The following is a 14,317-nucleotide window of genomic DNA, read 5'->3' on the forward strand; positions in this document are numbered from 1 at the left end:
TAAGCAGATTATCCCAGAAACGCACATCGCTATTCTTGGCCTCAGACGACAACGGCCCCGCCGCGGGGCACCACGCTGAGACAAGGAAACCAAGCCATGAACGCCGCCATCGACAACCGCACCGCCCCCTACGCCGCCTTCCTGCTGCGCGTCAGCCTGGGCCTTCTGTTCATCGCCCACGGACTGATTCTGAAGGTCTTCACCTTCGGCATCGCCGGCACGGTCGGCTACTTCGAGAGCCTCGGTTATCCCGGCCTCTTCGCCTATCTGGTCATCCTCGGCGAGATCGGCGGCGGCCTGCTGCTGGTGGCCGGTGTCTTCACCCGCTGGATTTCGCTGGCCCTGCTGCCGATCATGATCGGCGCGACGCTCCAGCACACCGGCAACGGCTGGGTCTTCTCGGCCCAGGGCGGCGGCTGGGAGTTCCCGGTGTTCTGGACCGTGCTGCTGGGCGTGCAGGCCCTGCTGGGCGACGGCGCCTTCGCCCTGAAGCTGCCGACCGCCGGCCGCAGCGCCCTTCAGAGCCGGCTGGCCTGACCCTGAAGCGAGCATGACGAGCGGCGCGTGGGCGGGCACCAGCCCCCCGCGCTCCGCCGCTTTTATGCGGCGGACGGACCGGACCTGAGGCGATATGCCCCTTCCTCTTCTTCTCCGGGCTCCCATTTGCTAGACAAGCCGGAGACCTAGCGGAGACCGTAATGCCCGTTTCGACCACCTCGCAGCCTGACGTTCTGACCCTGCTGGACGATCTGATCCGCAAGGCGAAGGGCGCCGGGGCCGACTCCGCCGATGCCGTGCTGTTCGACAGCGCCTCCCTGTCGCTGAGCCAGCGTTTCGGCAAGACGGAGAAGCTGGAGCGGTCCGAGTCGGGCGATCTGGGGCTGCGCGTCTTCATCGGCAAGCGGCAGGCCATCGTCTCCTCCACCGACCGCAGCGCCAAGGCGCTGGACGAACTGGTGGAGCGCGCCGTCGCCATGGCCCGCGTGGTGCCGGAGGACCCCTTCTGCGGCCTCGCCGACCCGGAGCAGATCTACACCACGCTGCCCGACCTCGACGTGTGCGACCCGTCCGAGCCGTCGGCGGAGCTGTTGATCGAACGCGCCCGCATCGCCGAGGAGGCCGCCCTGGCGGTCGAAGGCGTCACCAACTCCGAAGGCGCCGATGCGGGGTGGAGCCGCTCCACCATCGCCATCGCCGCATCCAACGGCTTCACCGGCAGTTACGGAGTGTCGCGGCAGTCGCTCTCGGCCTCTGTGCTCGCCGGGACGGGCACGGGGATGGAGCGCGATTACGACTATGACAGCAAGGTCTACGGCTCCGACCTGCGCGATCCGGCGTCAATCGGGCGCGAGGCCGGCGAACGCGCCATCCGCCGCCTGAACCCGCGCCGGGTCAAGAGCTGCAAGGTGCCGGTGGTGTTCGACCCGCGCGTCTCCCGCGGGCTGCTGGGCCACCTGACCGGCTCGATCAGCGGGCCGAGCATCGCGCGCGGCACCAGCTTCCTCAAGGACAGGATGGGGCAGCGGATTTTCGCCGCCGGCATCACCATCGTGGACGACCCGCATGTGAAGCGCGGCTTGCGCTCCCGCCCCTTCGACGCGGAGGGCATCGCCACCACCCGCCGCAACCTGATCGAGGACGGACACCTGACCACGTGGCTGCTCGACCTGCGCTCGGCCCGCCAGCTCGGCCTGTCGACCACCGGTCACGCGGCGCGCGGCACCTCCGGCCCGCCGGGTCCGGCCCCGGCCAACGTCTACATGGCCCCGGGGACAAAGAGCCGCGACGAGCTGCTGGCCGAGATCCCCAACGGCTTCTACGTGACGGAGCTGATGGGCACGGGCGTCAACGGGGTGACCGGCGACTACAGCCGGGGAGCCGCCGGCTATTGGATCGAGAACGGCCAGATCGCCTATCCGGTCACCGAACTGACCATAGCCGGCAATCTGAAGGAGATGTTCCTGAACCTGGAGCCCGCCAGCGACCTGGAACTGCGCTTCGGCATGGACGCCCCGACCATCCGCATCGACGGGTTGACCATCGCGGGCCTGTGACCGCAACGGGAGGCGCCGCAAGGCGCCTCCTCTTCGTGTCAGCGGACCACGCCGCGGACGATGTCGGCGATGGTGCCGTGCACCGCGTCCAGGATCAGCATGTCCGCGCCGGCCAGGATGCACTCCCAGCCGTTCATGCACACCGGCACCCGCTGGCGCAGATCGACGGGCGCCGCTTTTTTGGCGATGCCCGGCGGCAGCGGTTGGCCGCGCGCCAGCTTCTTCGCGATCCCCGGCGGCAGGGCCGTCACCCCGACCGGATGGGCGACGAAATAGTCCCGAATGATCGTCACCTCGCCGCGGGACACCGACCCTCCTGAGGCGCGCCCTTTGGAGTCGTGCCCCCGGGATTCGTAAGACGGCCCACCCTGCGGCCCACCCTGCGGCTTGCCATGCCCTCCGCCGGGACCACCGGCCCAGTCGGGCTTGTCCGCAAGCGCCGGGCCGGTGGCTGGACTGGTGATGGACAGCACCGCCAGAAGCACCAGCGCGGCACGCCCACTCCGGTGCCGCATCCGATCCCTACTCATGATCCGCATTCCCCTGCCTGCCGAAGGTGAGCCGCCAGCGCACCCCGCGGCCCTACCCCCATCGGATTAGCCTCAAGCTCCGCCGCTGGCCTGTGGCAAGGGCAGGATATCAGACCGTCACGCTCATCGGCCCGCCGGCGCCGCGCACCGACAGGTTGGGCAGGAAGTCCCGGAACAGCGACAGGCTCTTCAGGTCGGTCACGTAGCCCGTACCCTCGCCACCCATCGCCTTTCCACTGATGCTCTTCATCACGTCGGCGGTCTGCGCGCCCTGAGCCTCCAGCGCGTCCTTCAGCACCGAGGCCAGCGCACTGCCGTAGCCCAGCCGTTCCATCTTCCCGCCGGTTTCCTGAACCGTTTTCTCGTAGCTGTACTGGAGCGCGGCCCGCTGGACCGACCAGTTGACGGACTCCTTCTCCTCTTGGCTGGCCTCGTCGAGGAACTTCACCCCGGCGCGGTAGGCGGCGGCCTTGTCGGTGCCAAGAGGGTCGGCGGCGTCCATCGCCTCCTTCTGCTGGCGGGCCATGATGGATTGCGCCGCCTCCTGCTCGTTCTTGGAGAAGGTCCCGTCCTTGTTGCTGGCGATGGCGTGGAGGCTGCGCCGGTCGAAGCCGCCGAACAGCCGTTCCACGTCCTTTCCGGTCGGGTCGGAGAAGTTCACCCCCTTGCCTTCCTTCGCCATGGCCGTGTAGCTGGCGTCCAGCGAGTCCCGGGCGTCCTGTATGACCTTCGCGAAGCCCTGGAGACCCGGCGTCTGGCTGGTGGTCAGCACCGTGGTCGGCGGCGGCGGCAGGCCGGCGGCCTCGGCCTCCTCCTTGGCGGAGGGTTCGAAGTCTTTGCCCCCAGGGAAGCTCTTGTCGACCTCACCGCGCCCGATGCCGGGAATGTTCACGTCCGCGGCGTACTGCGCGAGACCATTCGCCCAGAACTTCCCCTCGAAGCCCAGGTCATACATAAGCTTGGCGGCGGCCTTTCCCTTCTCATTGTCCGGCGATAACAGCCCACCCTCGCCGCCTTCCGCCTCCGCGCCGAAATCCAATTGTTCGAACGCCTCCTCTCCCTTCGTCGCGAAATACTTGAAGGCATCCCCCTTGATCTTGTTCGGATCGCCACCGACGGTCTCCATCATCTCACGGTCGATGTCAGCCGACTCAGCGCGGAAGAGAGCATTGGCCGGAGCCATCGCCGCTTGGAACGCCTCGGTGTCCTCGTCCTTCCCGAAGGCGTCGTAAGCGGCGGTCCGCGCCTCGTTGAGGGCCGACATGGCCTTGCCCATGCGTTCCGTCTTGGTCTTGAAGGCCTTTTCAGCCGCCCCGACCTTCTCCGCCCAGTCCTTGTCCTCCTCATCCTGGGGCCGCTCCTTCACGAAGCGGTCCTTCACGGCGTTGGTCGCCATTTGGCGCAGCCCCAGCGCCACGTCCTTCTCGGTCATCTTGCCGGACTTGACGAAGTCTTCCAGCATCGCGCGGCCCTTGGAGCCGATGGACGCGAAGACCTTGCCCGCCACGCCGGTTAGCGACTTGGCCAAGCCGCTGAGTTCCACGCTGTCCTCGCCTTTCAAGGCGGCCAGGGCCGCGGAGCCCGCGGAGGACCCGGCGTCGGAGGCCGCCTTCCAGGTCCCCTCCGCCTCGGCGGCACCCCCGGCAGGCTTCCATTTGGTGGCGGTCGCGGTGGTGCTGGCCGTGGTGGCCGAAAACAGGGCGTTGATCGACGTGGACATGGCTTCCCCCTTGCGGTCCCGCCTGGGCCGCGGGGCCTTAATCCTTAGAGACCTAAGTATTTATTGAATGTTCCCAAAGTAATTTTCTCAAGACACCTGTTAACGGACTCTTAAAACAGTAGTCAGCGCGTCAGCACCGGCAGGATCCAGGGGGCCAGCGCAATCTCCACCGGCAAATGGGCGATCACGTCGCCGTCGCCCTGCACGGGTTCCCCCGCCGGCCCTTCGATGATCACACGCCGCGCCGGCAGGATGCGGTAATCGGGAAAATGCGGCAGCCGGCCGGCGGTGACACCCCAGAGATAGCGCAGGGCGTTCCCCCGCCCCGCCCGCGGAAACAGGCAGACGTGCAGCCGCGGCTCGGTCAGCCGGGCGTCGGGCGCGCAGACGAAGCGCCCCCCGTAGAAATGCCCCTTGGCGACGATGACGGAGGCGACCTCCACCGGCTGCGCATCGTCCACCGCCACGCGGTAGGGGCCGCCGCCGCCCGCGGCGATCCGGGCCAGCGTTTCCACCGCGTAGGCACCCTTGCCGATCAGCCGCTTCAGCCGCGTGTCCACCCGCTCGACCACGCGGGCATCCAGGCCGGCGCCGGCCATCATGGCGAAGGCGCGGCCATTCGCCACACCCAGATGCACCGGCGTCGCCCGTCCCTCCGCCAGCACCCGCGCCACGCCCTCCGCATCCAGGGGAAGGCCCAACTCATGGGCCAGCACGTTGGCGGTGCCCAGCGGCACGACGCCCAGGGGAAGCGTCGCCGCCCCGCGTCCACGCGCGCCCAGCCCGTTGACCACCTCGTTGATGGTGCCGTCGCCACCCGCGGCGACCACCGCGTCGAAGGCGCCGGGCACCACCGCGCGGGTCATCGCCTCCGCGTCGCCGCGCCCGCCGGTGGCCTGAAGCGTCACCACGGCCCCATGGCGCTGTTCCAGCCACTCCAGAACGACGCCCAGACGGTGCGCCCGGCGAGCGCCGGCCACCGGGTTGTGAATCACCAGAAGACGCCGCCGGGTCGTCGCGGCCGGCCCGGACGCCTCAGGCACCGACTCGCCCCCATCCACCACACCGGCCTCCAATATGACCATCCTGTTTCAGTTTTGATAAAGTCATTTTTCGCCTTTGTTACGTTGACAAGAAGTCTTATCGAAATCATTGTTCCCAACAAATGCGGACGCTCTAAAATATTGTCAAGAGAATGACCTGCGGATATACGGAAAGCGTTTCACCGAAACCTTGCCGGAACGGCGATGGAGCGGGGCATGAGCGCATCACGCGACGTCAAGCAATACCGCAGCATCTGGATCTCCGATGTCCATCTGGGCACGCGGGGATGCAAGGCGGAATATCTTCTCGATTTCCTGAAGCACAACGAGTCCGACCACCTCTATCTCGTCGGCGACATCGTGGACGGCTGGCGTCTGCGCAAGACTTGGTACTGGCCGCAGGCGCACAACGACGTGGTGCAGAAGATCCTGCGCCGGGCGCGCAAGGGCGTGCAGGTCTATTACATCCCCGGCAACCACGACGAGGCCGCCCGCGATTACGCCGGCTTGCAGTTCGGCGGCGTCCATGTCGTGGAGGAGATGATCCACGTCACCGCCGACGGGCGGCGACTCCTGATCACCCATGGCGACCGCTTCGATGTGGTGGTGAAGTACGCCCGCTGGCTGGCCTTCGTCGGCGACAACGCCTACGTGGTCCTGCTCCAGGCCAACACGCTGTTCAACTGGGTCCGCCGCAAGCTGGGCTTCCCCTACTGGTCCCTGTCCGCCTTCCTGAAACACAAGACGAAGACGGCGGTCGAGTTCATCGGCAATTACGAGACCGCTCTCGGCGACGAGGCCCGGCGCCGCAAGGTGGACGGGGTCGTCTGCGGCCACATCCACACCGCGGAAATCCGCGACATGGAAGGAATCCTCTATTGCAACGACGGCGACTGGGTCGAGTCCTGCACCGCCTTGGTCGAGCATCCCTGCGGCCGGTTGGAGATCATCGATTGGGCGGCGGACATCCGCCGGCGCACCGCAACGACGCTGCCCACCCGCATCCCGCCCAAGGAGAAGGCGGAGAAGGTGAAGGAGAAGGCGGCCAAGGAGTCGGTTGCGGCGTGAATATCCTGATCGTCTCCGACGCCTGGCTCCCCCAGGTCAACGGCGTGGTGCGCACCATCGGCACCGTCCGAGCGGAGCTGGAGGCCATGGGCCATCACGTGGAGGTGATCGGCCCCGACCGCTTCCGCACGGTGCCCATGCCCACCTACCCGGAAATCCGGCTGGCTCTGGGCGCGGGGCGGCGGCTGCACGCGATGATCGACGCGCTGCGCCCCGACTGCATCCACATCGCCACCGAAGGGCCGCTGGGCTTCGCCGCCCGGCGCTACTGCCTCCACCACGGCCGGCCCTTCACCACCGCCTACCACACCCGCTTCCCGGAATATGTGCGCGACCGGGCGCCGGTGCCGCTGGCGCTCAGCTACGCGGTGGTGCGCCGCTTCCACAGGCCGTCCTCGGCGGTGATGGTGGCGACGCCATCCATCGAGAGCGACCTCGCCGCCCGCGGCTTCACCAACATCCGGCGCTGGACCCGCGGCGTGGACACCGAGCTGTTCCGCCCCCGCGCCAAGGGCTTCCTGGCGCTGCCCCGCCCCATCGCCCTCTATGTCGGGCGCGTGGCGGTGGAGAAGAACCTTGAGGATTTCCTCCGGCTCGACCTGCCGGGCAGCAAGGTGGTGGTCGGCGACGGCCCGGCCCGCGCGGAACTTCAGCAGAAATACCCGGAGGTCCATTGGGCCGGCGCCCGCCACGGCGAGGAACTGGCCGAGCATTACGCGGCGGCTGACGTCTTCGTCTTCCCGTCGCGCACCGACACCTTCGGTCTGGTGCTGCTGGAGGCGCTGGCCTCGGGCGTGCCGGTGGCCGCCTACCCGGTGCCCGGCCCCCTGGACGTGGTCGACGGCTCCGGTGCCGGCTGTCTCGACGAGGACCTGAAGGAGGCGGTCGAACGCGCGCTGGCCATCCCGCCGGAACACTGCCGGGACTATGCCCTGAACTTCTCCTGGCGGCGCTCCGCCGAACAGTTCCTGGCGAACCTTCGCCCATTCTCCTGATGACGACATGGAGCGGGGCCGGCGCACGGCCGCCCCCGCTCTCCTCCCGATCACGCGGCGCGGATGCGCTGCATGAACAGGTCCACGCTCTCGCGCAGGCGGTCGGACTCGCGGTGCAGGTTGCCGGCGGACCCCAGCACCTCCTCGGCGAGGCTGCCGGTTTCCGACGCCCCCCTGGTCACCGCTCCGATGGTGTCGGTCACGCTGCGGGTTCCGCGGGCGGCCTCCTGAACGTTGCGGACGATCTCCTGGGTGGCGGCGGTCTGCTGCTCCACCGCGGCGGAGACGGTGATGACGATGTCGTTGATGCTGCCGATGGTGGCGCCGATGCCGCTCAGCGCCTCGGCGGAGCCGCGCGCGACCTCCTGGATGCTGGCGATCTGAATAGAGATGTCCTCGGTCGCCTTGGCCGTCTGGTTGGCGAGGTTCTTGACCTCCTGCGCGACCACGGCGAAGCCCTTGCCGGCCTCCCCGGCGCGGGCGGCTTCGATCGTCGCGTTCAGCGCCAGCAGGTTGGTCTGCCCGGCGATGCTGTTGATGAGTTGAAGCACCGCGCCGATCTTTTGCGCCGCGTCGACCAGCCCGTTCACCGTGGCGTTGGTCCGCTCCGCCTCGGCCACCGCGCCGCGGGCGACCTGCGACGACTGGGCGACCTGCCGGCTGATCTCGGCGATGGAACTGGTGAGCTGTCCGGACGCGGCGGCGACCGTCTGCACGTTGGCGGACGCCTGCTCGGCGGCCGCGGCGACGGCGAGCGACTGGCGGTTGGTGGCGGCAGCGATCTGGGCCATGCGCTGGGCGTTGCCCTTCATCTCGTCCGACGCGGCCACCGTGTTGGCGGCGATGCCGCGGACGCTGCCCTCCAGGCTGTCGGCGAGCTGGTTCAGAATGGCGCGCTTGCTCTCCCGCTCGGCCGCCGCGTAGGTCTCCAGCAGCACCTCGAGGTCGAGCCAGGCGACGCGGCCCAGCGTGTCGCGCAGGGCGGCCGCCTCAGCGGCCTTCTTCGATCCGAACAATGACCGCCGCCCCTCCGCCGCGCCGAGGCCCAGTTCGCGGACGATGCCGCTGGACACCGTGTGATGGCAGATGGCGACCGCGTAGCCCGGCACGCCGTGGTCGTAGAAGGCCTTGGCCAGCCGGTGGGCGGACTCCAGGAAGCCCGGACCGAAGTCGCCCGAGACCACGCGGGTCCAGTGGGACACGCGCGCGGCGTGCACGTCCGGCAGGGTCAGGGCGTCGCGGATTTCCGGCCACGCCGCGAAGGCGCCGTGCCATTGCTCCAGCAGCACGGGCAGACGGTGCTGCGCGAAATCCCGGTTGGCGCGCAGACGCGCGATGTCCGCTTCGGTGATGTTGAAGGCCCGGAGCCGGTTTTCCTGGCCGTCACGTTCCTGTACGCCCGCCATGATATTATCACCCTGAAATGTTGAAGGCCGGCGCATTGCCCGCCCTCTTCGAAGCTGCTGACGTTTCTACGTCATCAGGATAGCAGCGGATTGCTTCAAAATTATCATAATGGGTCTCAAATTCGTCATACCGAGGTATGCGACCCGTCCCTTACGGCCATCAGCCTTCCAGCGGGTGTTAGCGCAAAGCCTTACCTCTGCCACCGCCCTCCGTGCTAACGTGAAGGGGACCGCGGCCGGGAAACCGGGCCGCGTTGGTTTTGTCGGATGGCGTTTCGACCCGCATGCTTCAGTCACTTTACCGCGGCCTGACGACCCTCGCCGGGCCGGCGGTTCGTCTGTATCTCGACCGGCGGCTGGCCGCCGGCAAGGAGGACTCCGCCCGCCGGGGCGAACGGTTCGGCACGGCCGCGCGTCCGCGCCCGCCCGGACGGCTCGCCTGGATTCACGCGGCCAGCGTCGGGGAGGCCAACTCGGTCCTCGTCCTCATCGACCGGCTGCTCGCCGAGACGCCGGACCTGACGGTCCTGATGACCACCGGCACGGTCACCTCGGCGGAACTGATGGCCCGCCGTCTGCCGGAGCGCGCCTTTCACCAGTATGTGCCGGTCGATCTGCCCGCCGCGGTGGATCGCTTCCTCGACCATTGGCGACCCGATCTGGTGCTGTGGACGGAATCGGAGATCTGGCCCAACCTGCTGGCCGCGGTGCGGACGCGCGGCATTCCGGCGGCACTGGTCAACGCGCGCATGTCGGAGCGCTCCTTCAACCGATGGCGCTGCGCGTCGGGCCTGATCACGCCGCTGCTCTCCACCTTCCAGGTCACGCTGGCCCAGTCGGAGGAGGACGCCGACCGTCTGCGCCGGCTGGGCGCGCCGGGCGTCGTCAGCGTCGGCAACCTGAAATTCTCCGCCGAGCCGCCGCCCGCCGACCCCACGGCCCTGGAGACGCTGCGCGCGGCCTGCGCCGGGCGCCCCGTCTGGCTGCTCGCCAGCACCCATCCCGGCGAGGACGAGCTGGCCGCCACGGTGCATGAGGCGCTGGCCGCACGTCTGCCCGGCTTGCTGACGCTGCTGATCCCCCGCCACGCCCATCGCGGCACGGACATCGCGGCGTTGCTGCGCGGGCGTGGCCTGACGGTCTCGCGGCGAGGCGAGGGCACCCTGCCCGCCGCCACCGACGCCGTGCACATCGCTGATACGATGGGGGAGATGGGCCTGTTCTACCGGCTGGCTCCAGTGGTCTGCATGGGCGGTTCCTTCGTGCCCCACGGCGGCCAGAACCCGGTGGAGCCGGCCCTGCTCGGCTGCGCCGTGCTCTATGGCCCGCACATGTGGAACTTCGCGGAGATCACCCGCCAGCTCGAAGGCGCCGGGGGCGCCCTGCCGGTGCCGGGGACAGAGGCGCTGCCCGACGCGGTCGGGCGCCTGCTGAGCGACGAGGCCGCCCGCGCCCGCGTCGTCGCCGGCGCGACCGCGGTGACCGAGGGCAACCGGCGGATCGTCGACCGCGCTCTGGCGGCTCTGGCCCCCGTCCTGGGTGCCGGAAGCATCCGGCCCGCGGCATGAGGACTCCCGGTTTCTGGTACGGGTCCGGCGGGGCCGCCGGGGCGGCCTTGGGCTGGGCGCTCGCCCCGCTGGGCGCGCTTTACGGGCTGGCCGGGCGGCTGCGCATGGCCTCGGGGCAAGCGGAACGGGCCGCCGCGCCGGTCCTCTGCGTCGGCAATCTGGTGGCGGGCGGGGCCGGCAAGACGCCGGTCTGCATCGCCGTGGCCGAGGCCCTGCGCGCCCGCGGCGTCGCCCCCGCCTTCCTCACCCGCGGTCATGGCGGGCGGGAGCGCGGCCCGCTGGCCGTTGACCTCGGCACGCACGACTCTGCCGCGGTGGGCGACGAGGCGCTGCTGCTGGCCACCCATGGTCCCTGCTGGGTGGCGCGCGACCGCGCCGCCGGGGCGCAGGCGGCGGTCGCCGCTGGCGCTTCCGTGCTGGTGATGGACGACGGTTTCCAGAATCCCGGCCTCGCCAAGGATCTGTCGCTGATCGTGGTGGATGGGGCGGTGGGTTTCGGCAACGGCCATCTCGTCCCGGCCGGCCCGCTGCGCGAGCCGGTGGAGCGCGGTCTGGCCCGCGCCGGGGCCGTGGTCGTGCTGGGCGAGGACCGCGCCGGGGTGGAACGCCGCGTGGCCGGCGCCCTGCCGGTCCTCCACGCCCGGCTGGAGCCGGTGGAGGACGCCCGCGCCCTGGCCGGACAGGCGGTCCTCGCCTTCGCCGGCATTGGGCGCCCCGAGAAGTTCTTCGCGACTCTGGAGGCGCTGGGCGCCCGCTTGGTGGAGCGCAGGCCCTTCGCCGACCACCACCCCTACCGCCCCGAGGAGGTGATGGCCCTGGTGGACCGCGCCAGCGCCCTGGGCGCCCTGCCGGTCACCACCGTAAAGGACGCCGTCCGCCTGCCGGACCCTCTGCGCGCCCTGGTCCGGGCGGTGCCGGTGCGCGCCGTCTGGCGGGAGCCCGCCGCCCTCGACCGCCTGCTCACCCCCCTTCTGACCGCGCTTCCGACTGGAGTCCCCCATGGCTAAGCCGCGCGGCCCCCTGGTGTCCTGGCTGACCCGCCGGGTCGGCTACCCGCTGGAGGCCGTCCTGGTCCACGGCTTTTGCGGCCTGTTCCGCGCCCTGCCGCTCGACCGCGCCTCGGCGCTCGGCGGCTGGATCGGACGGACCGTCGGCCCGCGCCTTCGCGGCACCCGCATCGCCCGCCGCAATCTCGAGCGCGCCTTTCCGGAAAAATCCCGCGCGGAGATCGACGCGATCATCCTCGGCATGTGGGACAATCTGGGCCGCGTCATCGCCGAGTACCCGCACCTCGACGCCATCGGCGCGTACGGCCCCGGCGGGCGGACCGAGGTGATCGGGGCGGAGCACATCGACGCCCTGCGCGAGGACGGCAAGGCCGGCATCCTCGTCTCCGGCCATTTCGCCAACTGGGAAGTGAAGCCCGTCTGCTCCCGCAAGATGGGATTGGAGTTGGCGGTGGTCTACCGCGCGCCCAACAACCCCTATGTGGGCCGGCTGCTGACCGAATTGCGGGGGGCCGCCGGCGGAACGCACATTCCCAAGGGACCCGAGGGGGCGCGCGCGCTTCTGCGCACCCTGACCAAGGGCGGGCACGTCGGCATGCTGATCGACCAGAAGATGAACGACGGCATGCCCGTCCCCTTCTTCGGGCGCGACGCCATGACCGCCCCGGCGGCGGCGCAGCTCGCCCTGCGGCTGGGCATCCCGCTGGTGCCGGCGCGGACCGAGCGCCTGGACGGCGCGCGTTTCCGCATCACCGTCCTGCCGCCGGTGGAACCGCCGAACACCGGCGACCGCAACGCTGATGTGCGGATTTTGATGGAGCGCCTGAACGCTCTGTTGGAGCAATGGATTCGCGAGCGCCCCGCCGAATGGCTCTGGCTGCACCGGCGCTGGCCCGACTGACGGAGAAAGTCCCATGGCCCTGCCGCTCGACCCGCATCTGCTTCAACTCTACCTCGTCGCGGCGCTGGTCCTGACGCTGGCGCCGGGACCGGATTCGCTGCTGGTCCTGTCGCGAAGCGTGATGGACGGGCGCAACGCCGGGGTGGTCGCCACCGCCGGCATCACGCTGGGCAACCTGATCCACGCGCTGCTGGCCGCCGCCGGCATCTCGGCGCTGGTCGCCGCCTCGCCGGCCCTGTTCGACGTGCTGCGCTACGCCGGCGGCGCCTATCTGGGCTGGATCGGCGGGCGGGCGCTGTGGAGCGCCCTGCGGAGCGGCTTCGGACGCGGCGGCGGCGTGGAGGAAACCACGGCCAAGCCCGAGTCGGCCCCGGCGCACCGCGTCTTCCTCCAGGCGCTGCTGACCAACCTGCTGAATCCGAAGGTCATCCTGTTCTATCTCGCCTTCGTGCCGCAATTCGTCGCACCGGCGCTCGGCCACGTCGCGCTGCAGATCTTCCTGCTCGGCTCGATCCTCGGCGTCATCGGCGGCCTCTACCTGCTGGGGGTCGCGTCCCTCAGCGCCGGTGCGGCGCGGCGGGCGCTGTCGAGCGCGCGGGTGCGGGCGGTTCTGGACGGCGTCGCCGGGGTGCTGTTCCTGGGATTCGCGCTGCGCCTGCTGCTGACCGACCGGCGCATCGCCTGAGAGCAAATCCGTCAGGCGGGAAAAGACGTTGCGGAGTCAGTGGACGAGCGTGGCCGGGGGTGTCATAGTGCCGCCCGCGTTTAACCGGCCAGCCCGTCCGGCCGAATGGCTTACCGACCGCGAGCGACGATGAGCGAGAAAATCTCCCTGATCACCTGGATGGCGAACATCCACATCCGGTTTGTCACCTGGCGCCGGGGCAACAAGGTCGGCACCGACCGCTTCGGCAACACCTATTACCGGTGCCCCAGCGCCATCGCCGGCGTGAAGGAGCGCCGGTGGGTGATCTACGCCGGTGAACCGGATGCCTCCAAGGTGCCGCCGGAATGGCATTCCTGGCTGCACCACACCACCAAGGAGCCGCTGCCGGAAGGCAACAGCGCGTTCCACAAGCCGTGGCAGAAGGAGCATCTCCCGAACCTGTCCGGCTCTCTCCAGGCCTACCGGCCGCCCGGGCACCAGTATGCGGGCGGGCAGCGCGTGCGCGCCACCGGCGATTACGAACCCTGGACTCCGGGCTGAGACGCCCGCGCGGTCCCTTAGGAATCCCTCATGCGCCGCAATGTGATTGAAACCGTGCTCGGCGGGGTCGTCCTCGCCGTGGCCGGCTTTTTTCTGGCTTTCGCCTACACCAGCGCCGATTTGCGCAAGGTGAGCGGCTACGCCCTCACCGCCAACTTCACCAGCATCTCCGGCCTGCAGAGCGGGGCGGACGTGCGGATCAGCGGCGTGAAGGTGGGGTCGGTCACCGAACTGACGCTCGACCCGAAGAGCTATCAGGCGGTCGTGCACATGTCGATCCACCCGGACATCAAGCTGCCCAAGGACACCGCTGCGGTCATCGCCTCGGAGAGTCTGCTGGGCGGCAAGTTCCTGTCGCTGGAGCCGGGCGGCGAGGAGGACATGCTCAAGCCGGACGGCCGCGTCGAATACACGCAGAGCACCCCCGGCATCGAGCAGCTTCTGGGTCAGGTCATCTTCTCGCTGCAGAACATGAGCAAGCCCGGCCAGGAGGGCGGCGAACCGCCCAAGCTGTAAGCGAAGCGCGCAAGACACGACGAACGAAGGGGCCTCACGGCCCCTTTTTTCGTTTGGGCCATCCACTTTTCCCCAACTCCCTTCGGAACAGCCGCGGCCACGCTGCCGTTTCCTTGCCCAGACCCAACACGGCCCACTCATCAAAGGAGATCAGCGATGAAAGCCCGTTTCCTGGTTCTCGGCCTCGCCCTGCTCGCCGCCGCCTGCGGCGTGAACACCGAGGAGAAGGCCGCCAGCGGCGCTCTGGGCGGTGCCGCGGCGGGCGCCGTGGTCGGCGGGCCGGTCGGCGCGGTGGTCGGCGG

Annotated in this window: 14 protein-coding genes; 10 read left to right on the forward strand and 4 right to left on the reverse strand. The window is 69.5% G+C overall.

Going from position 1 to position 14,317, the window contains the following annotated elements:
- The first annotated feature begins 96 nt into the window (after positions 1 to 96).
- Both AC1DVI_RS20490 and AC1DVI_RS20495 read left to right on the forward strand, forming a co-directional pair.
- Positions 97 to 537, forward strand: a complete 441-nt coding sequence (locus AC1DVI_RS20490) for a DoxX family protein (protein WP_476959540.1) — start codon at positions 97 to 99, stop codon at positions 535 to 537.
- Between the two features lie 161 nt (positions 538 to 698).
- Positions 699 to 2,054 carry a TldD/PmbA family protein gene (locus AC1DVI_RS20495; protein WP_476959541.1) on the forward strand — a complete coding sequence of 452 codons (1,356 nt, stop codon included), beginning with the start codon at positions 699 to 701 and terminating at the stop codon, positions 2,052 to 2,054.
- A gap of 38 nt (positions 2,055 to 2,092) precedes the next feature.
- Here the strand turns inward: AC1DVI_RS20495 and AC1DVI_RS20500 are convergent, their stop codons facing one another.
- The 3 genes from AC1DVI_RS20500 to AC1DVI_RS20510 all read right to left on the reverse strand — a co-directional run bounded on the left by AC1DVI_RS20500 (position 2,093) and on the right by AC1DVI_RS20510 (position 5,347).
- Positions 2,093 to 2,584, reverse strand: coding sequence for an anti-virulence regulator CigR family protein (locus tag AC1DVI_RS20500; protein WP_476959542.1), 492 nt, complete (start codon positions 2,582 to 2,584; stop codon positions 2,093 to 2,095).
- A 109-nt stretch (positions 2,585 to 2,693) separates the two neighbouring features.
- Positions 2,694 to 4,304 carry a hypothetical protein gene (locus AC1DVI_RS20505; RefSeq protein ID WP_476959543.1) on the reverse strand — a complete coding sequence of 537 codons (1,611 nt, stop codon included), beginning with the start codon at positions 4,302 to 4,304 and terminating at the stop codon, positions 2,694 to 2,696.
- 122 nt (positions 4,305 to 4,426) lie between these two features.
- Positions 4,427 to 5,347, reverse strand: a complete 921-nt coding sequence (locus AC1DVI_RS20510; RefSeq protein ID WP_476959544.1) for a diacylglycerol/lipid kinase family protein — start codon at positions 5,345 to 5,347, stop codon at positions 4,427 to 4,429.
- A gap of 216 nt (positions 5,348 to 5,563) precedes the next feature.
- Between AC1DVI_RS20510 and AC1DVI_RS20515 the strand changes: the two genes are divergently transcribed.
- Both AC1DVI_RS20515 and AC1DVI_RS20520 read left to right on the forward strand, forming a co-directional pair.
- On the forward strand, positions 5,564 to 6,415 hold the full coding sequence (locus AC1DVI_RS20515; RefSeq protein WP_476959545.1) for a UDP-2,3-diacylglucosamine diphosphatase: 852 nt from the start codon (positions 5,564 to 5,566) through the stop codon (positions 6,413 to 6,415).
- Entirely contained in the window at positions 6,412 to 7,410 is a 999-nt protein-coding gene (locus AC1DVI_RS20520) for a glycosyltransferase family 4 protein (protein ID WP_476959546.1), read from the forward strand. Before AC1DVI_RS20515 ends, AC1DVI_RS20520 begins: the two co-directional genes overlap by 4 nt.
- Positions 7,411 to 7,460: 50 nt before the next feature.
- Here the strand turns inward: AC1DVI_RS20520 and AC1DVI_RS20525 are convergent, their stop codons facing one another.
- Positions 7,461 to 8,816, reverse strand: a complete 1,356-nt coding sequence (locus AC1DVI_RS20525) for a methyl-accepting chemotaxis protein (RefSeq protein WP_476959547.1) — start codon at positions 8,814 to 8,816, stop codon at positions 7,461 to 7,463.
- Positions 8,817 to 9,100: 284 nt separating this feature from the next.
- On the opposite strand from AC1DVI_RS20525, the gene AC1DVI_RS20530 reads away from it, so the two are divergent.
- The 6 genes from AC1DVI_RS20530 (at position 9,101) to mlaD (ending at position 14,015) form a co-directional block, all read left to right on the forward strand.
- Positions 9,101 to 10,384 carry a 3-deoxy-D-manno-octulosonic acid transferase gene (locus AC1DVI_RS20530; protein WP_476959548.1) on the forward strand — a complete coding sequence of 428 codons (1,284 nt, stop codon included), beginning with the start codon at positions 9,101 to 9,103 and terminating at the stop codon, positions 10,382 to 10,384.
- Entirely contained in the window at positions 10,381 to 11,391 is a 1,011-nt protein-coding gene (lpxK, locus tag AC1DVI_RS20535; RefSeq protein ID WP_476959549.1) for a tetraacyldisaccharide 4'-kinase, read from the forward strand. The genes AC1DVI_RS20530 and lpxK overlap by 4 nt, the downstream gene beginning before the upstream one ends.
- Positions 11,384 to 12,292: a lipid A biosynthesis lauroyl acyltransferase gene (locus AC1DVI_RS20540; RefSeq protein ID WP_476959550.1), complete on the forward strand. Its 909-nt coding sequence runs from the start codon at positions 11,384 to 11,386 to the stop codon at positions 12,290 to 12,292. The genes lpxK and AC1DVI_RS20540 overlap by 8 nt, the downstream gene beginning before the upstream one ends.
- A gap of 13 nt (positions 12,293 to 12,305) precedes the next feature.
- The gene (locus tag AC1DVI_RS20545) at positions 12,306 to 12,977 is read left to right on the forward strand and encodes a LysE family translocator (RefSeq protein ID WP_476959551.1); all 672 of its coding nucleotides are present in this window, start codon (positions 12,306 to 12,308) and stop codon (positions 12,975 to 12,977) included.
- Between the two features lie 129 nt (positions 12,978 to 13,106).
- Complete coding sequence (locus AC1DVI_RS20550) at positions 13,107 to 13,499, forward strand: NADH:ubiquinone oxidoreductase subunit NDUFA12 (protein WP_145674412.1); 393 nt, start codon at positions 13,107 to 13,109, stop codon at positions 13,497 to 13,499.
- Between the two features lie 30 nt (positions 13,500 to 13,529).
- On the forward strand, positions 13,530 to 14,015 hold the full coding sequence (mlaD, locus tag AC1DVI_RS20555) for an outer membrane lipid asymmetry maintenance protein MlaD (protein ID WP_114859011.1): 486 nt from the start codon (positions 13,530 to 13,532) through the stop codon (positions 14,013 to 14,015).
- The last annotated feature ends 302 nt before the right edge of the window (positions 14,016 to 14,317 follow it).

Source organism: Azospirillum sp. P4_B5, from assembly GCF_056402275.1.

Bases quoted from the DNA above. Each gene is read 5' to 3' on its own strand.
- AC1DVI_RS20490 (WP_476959540.1), top strand. From the start codon at position 97: ATGAACGCCGCCATCGACAACCGCACCGCCCCCTACGCCGCCTTCCTG.
- AC1DVI_RS20495 (WP_476959541.1), top strand. From the start codon at position 699: ATGCCCGTTTCGACCACCTCGCAGCCTGACGTTCTGACCCTGCTGGAC.
- AC1DVI_RS20500 (WP_476959542.1), bottom strand. From the start codon at position 2,584: ATGAGTAGGGATCGGATGCGGCACCGGAGTGGGCGTGCCGCGCTGGTG.
- AC1DVI_RS20505 (WP_476959543.1), bottom strand. From the start codon at position 4,304: ATGTCCACGTCGATCAACGCCCTGTTTTCGGCCACCACGGCCAGCACC.
- AC1DVI_RS20515 (WP_476959545.1), top strand. From the start codon at position 5,564: ATGAGCGCATCACGCGACGTCAAGCAATACCGCAGCATCTGGATCTCC.
- AC1DVI_RS20525 (WP_476959547.1), bottom strand. From the start codon at position 8,816: ATGGCGGGCGTACAGGAACGTGACGGCCAGGAAAACCGGCTCCGGGCC.
- AC1DVI_RS20530 (WP_476959548.1), top strand. From the start codon at position 9,101: ATGCTTCAGTCACTTTACCGCGGCCTGACGACCCTCGCCGGGCCGGCG.
- lpxK (WP_476959549.1), top strand. From the start codon at position 10,381: ATGAGGACTCCCGGTTTCTGGTACGGGTCCGGCGGGGCCGCCGGGGCG.
- AC1DVI_RS20540 (WP_476959550.1), top strand. From the start codon at position 11,384: ATGGCTAAGCCGCGCGGCCCCCTGGTGTCCTGGCTGACCCGCCGGGTC.
- AC1DVI_RS20545 (WP_476959551.1), top strand. From the start codon at position 12,306: ATGGCCCTGCCGCTCGACCCGCATCTGCTTCAACTCTACCTCGTCGCG.
- AC1DVI_RS20550 (WP_145674412.1), top strand. From the start codon at position 13,107: ATGAGCGAGAAAATCTCCCTGATCACCTGGATGGCGAACATCCACATC.
- mlaD (WP_114859011.1), top strand. From the start codon at position 13,530: ATGCGCCGCAATGTGATTGAAACCGTGCTCGGCGGGGTCGTCCTCGCC.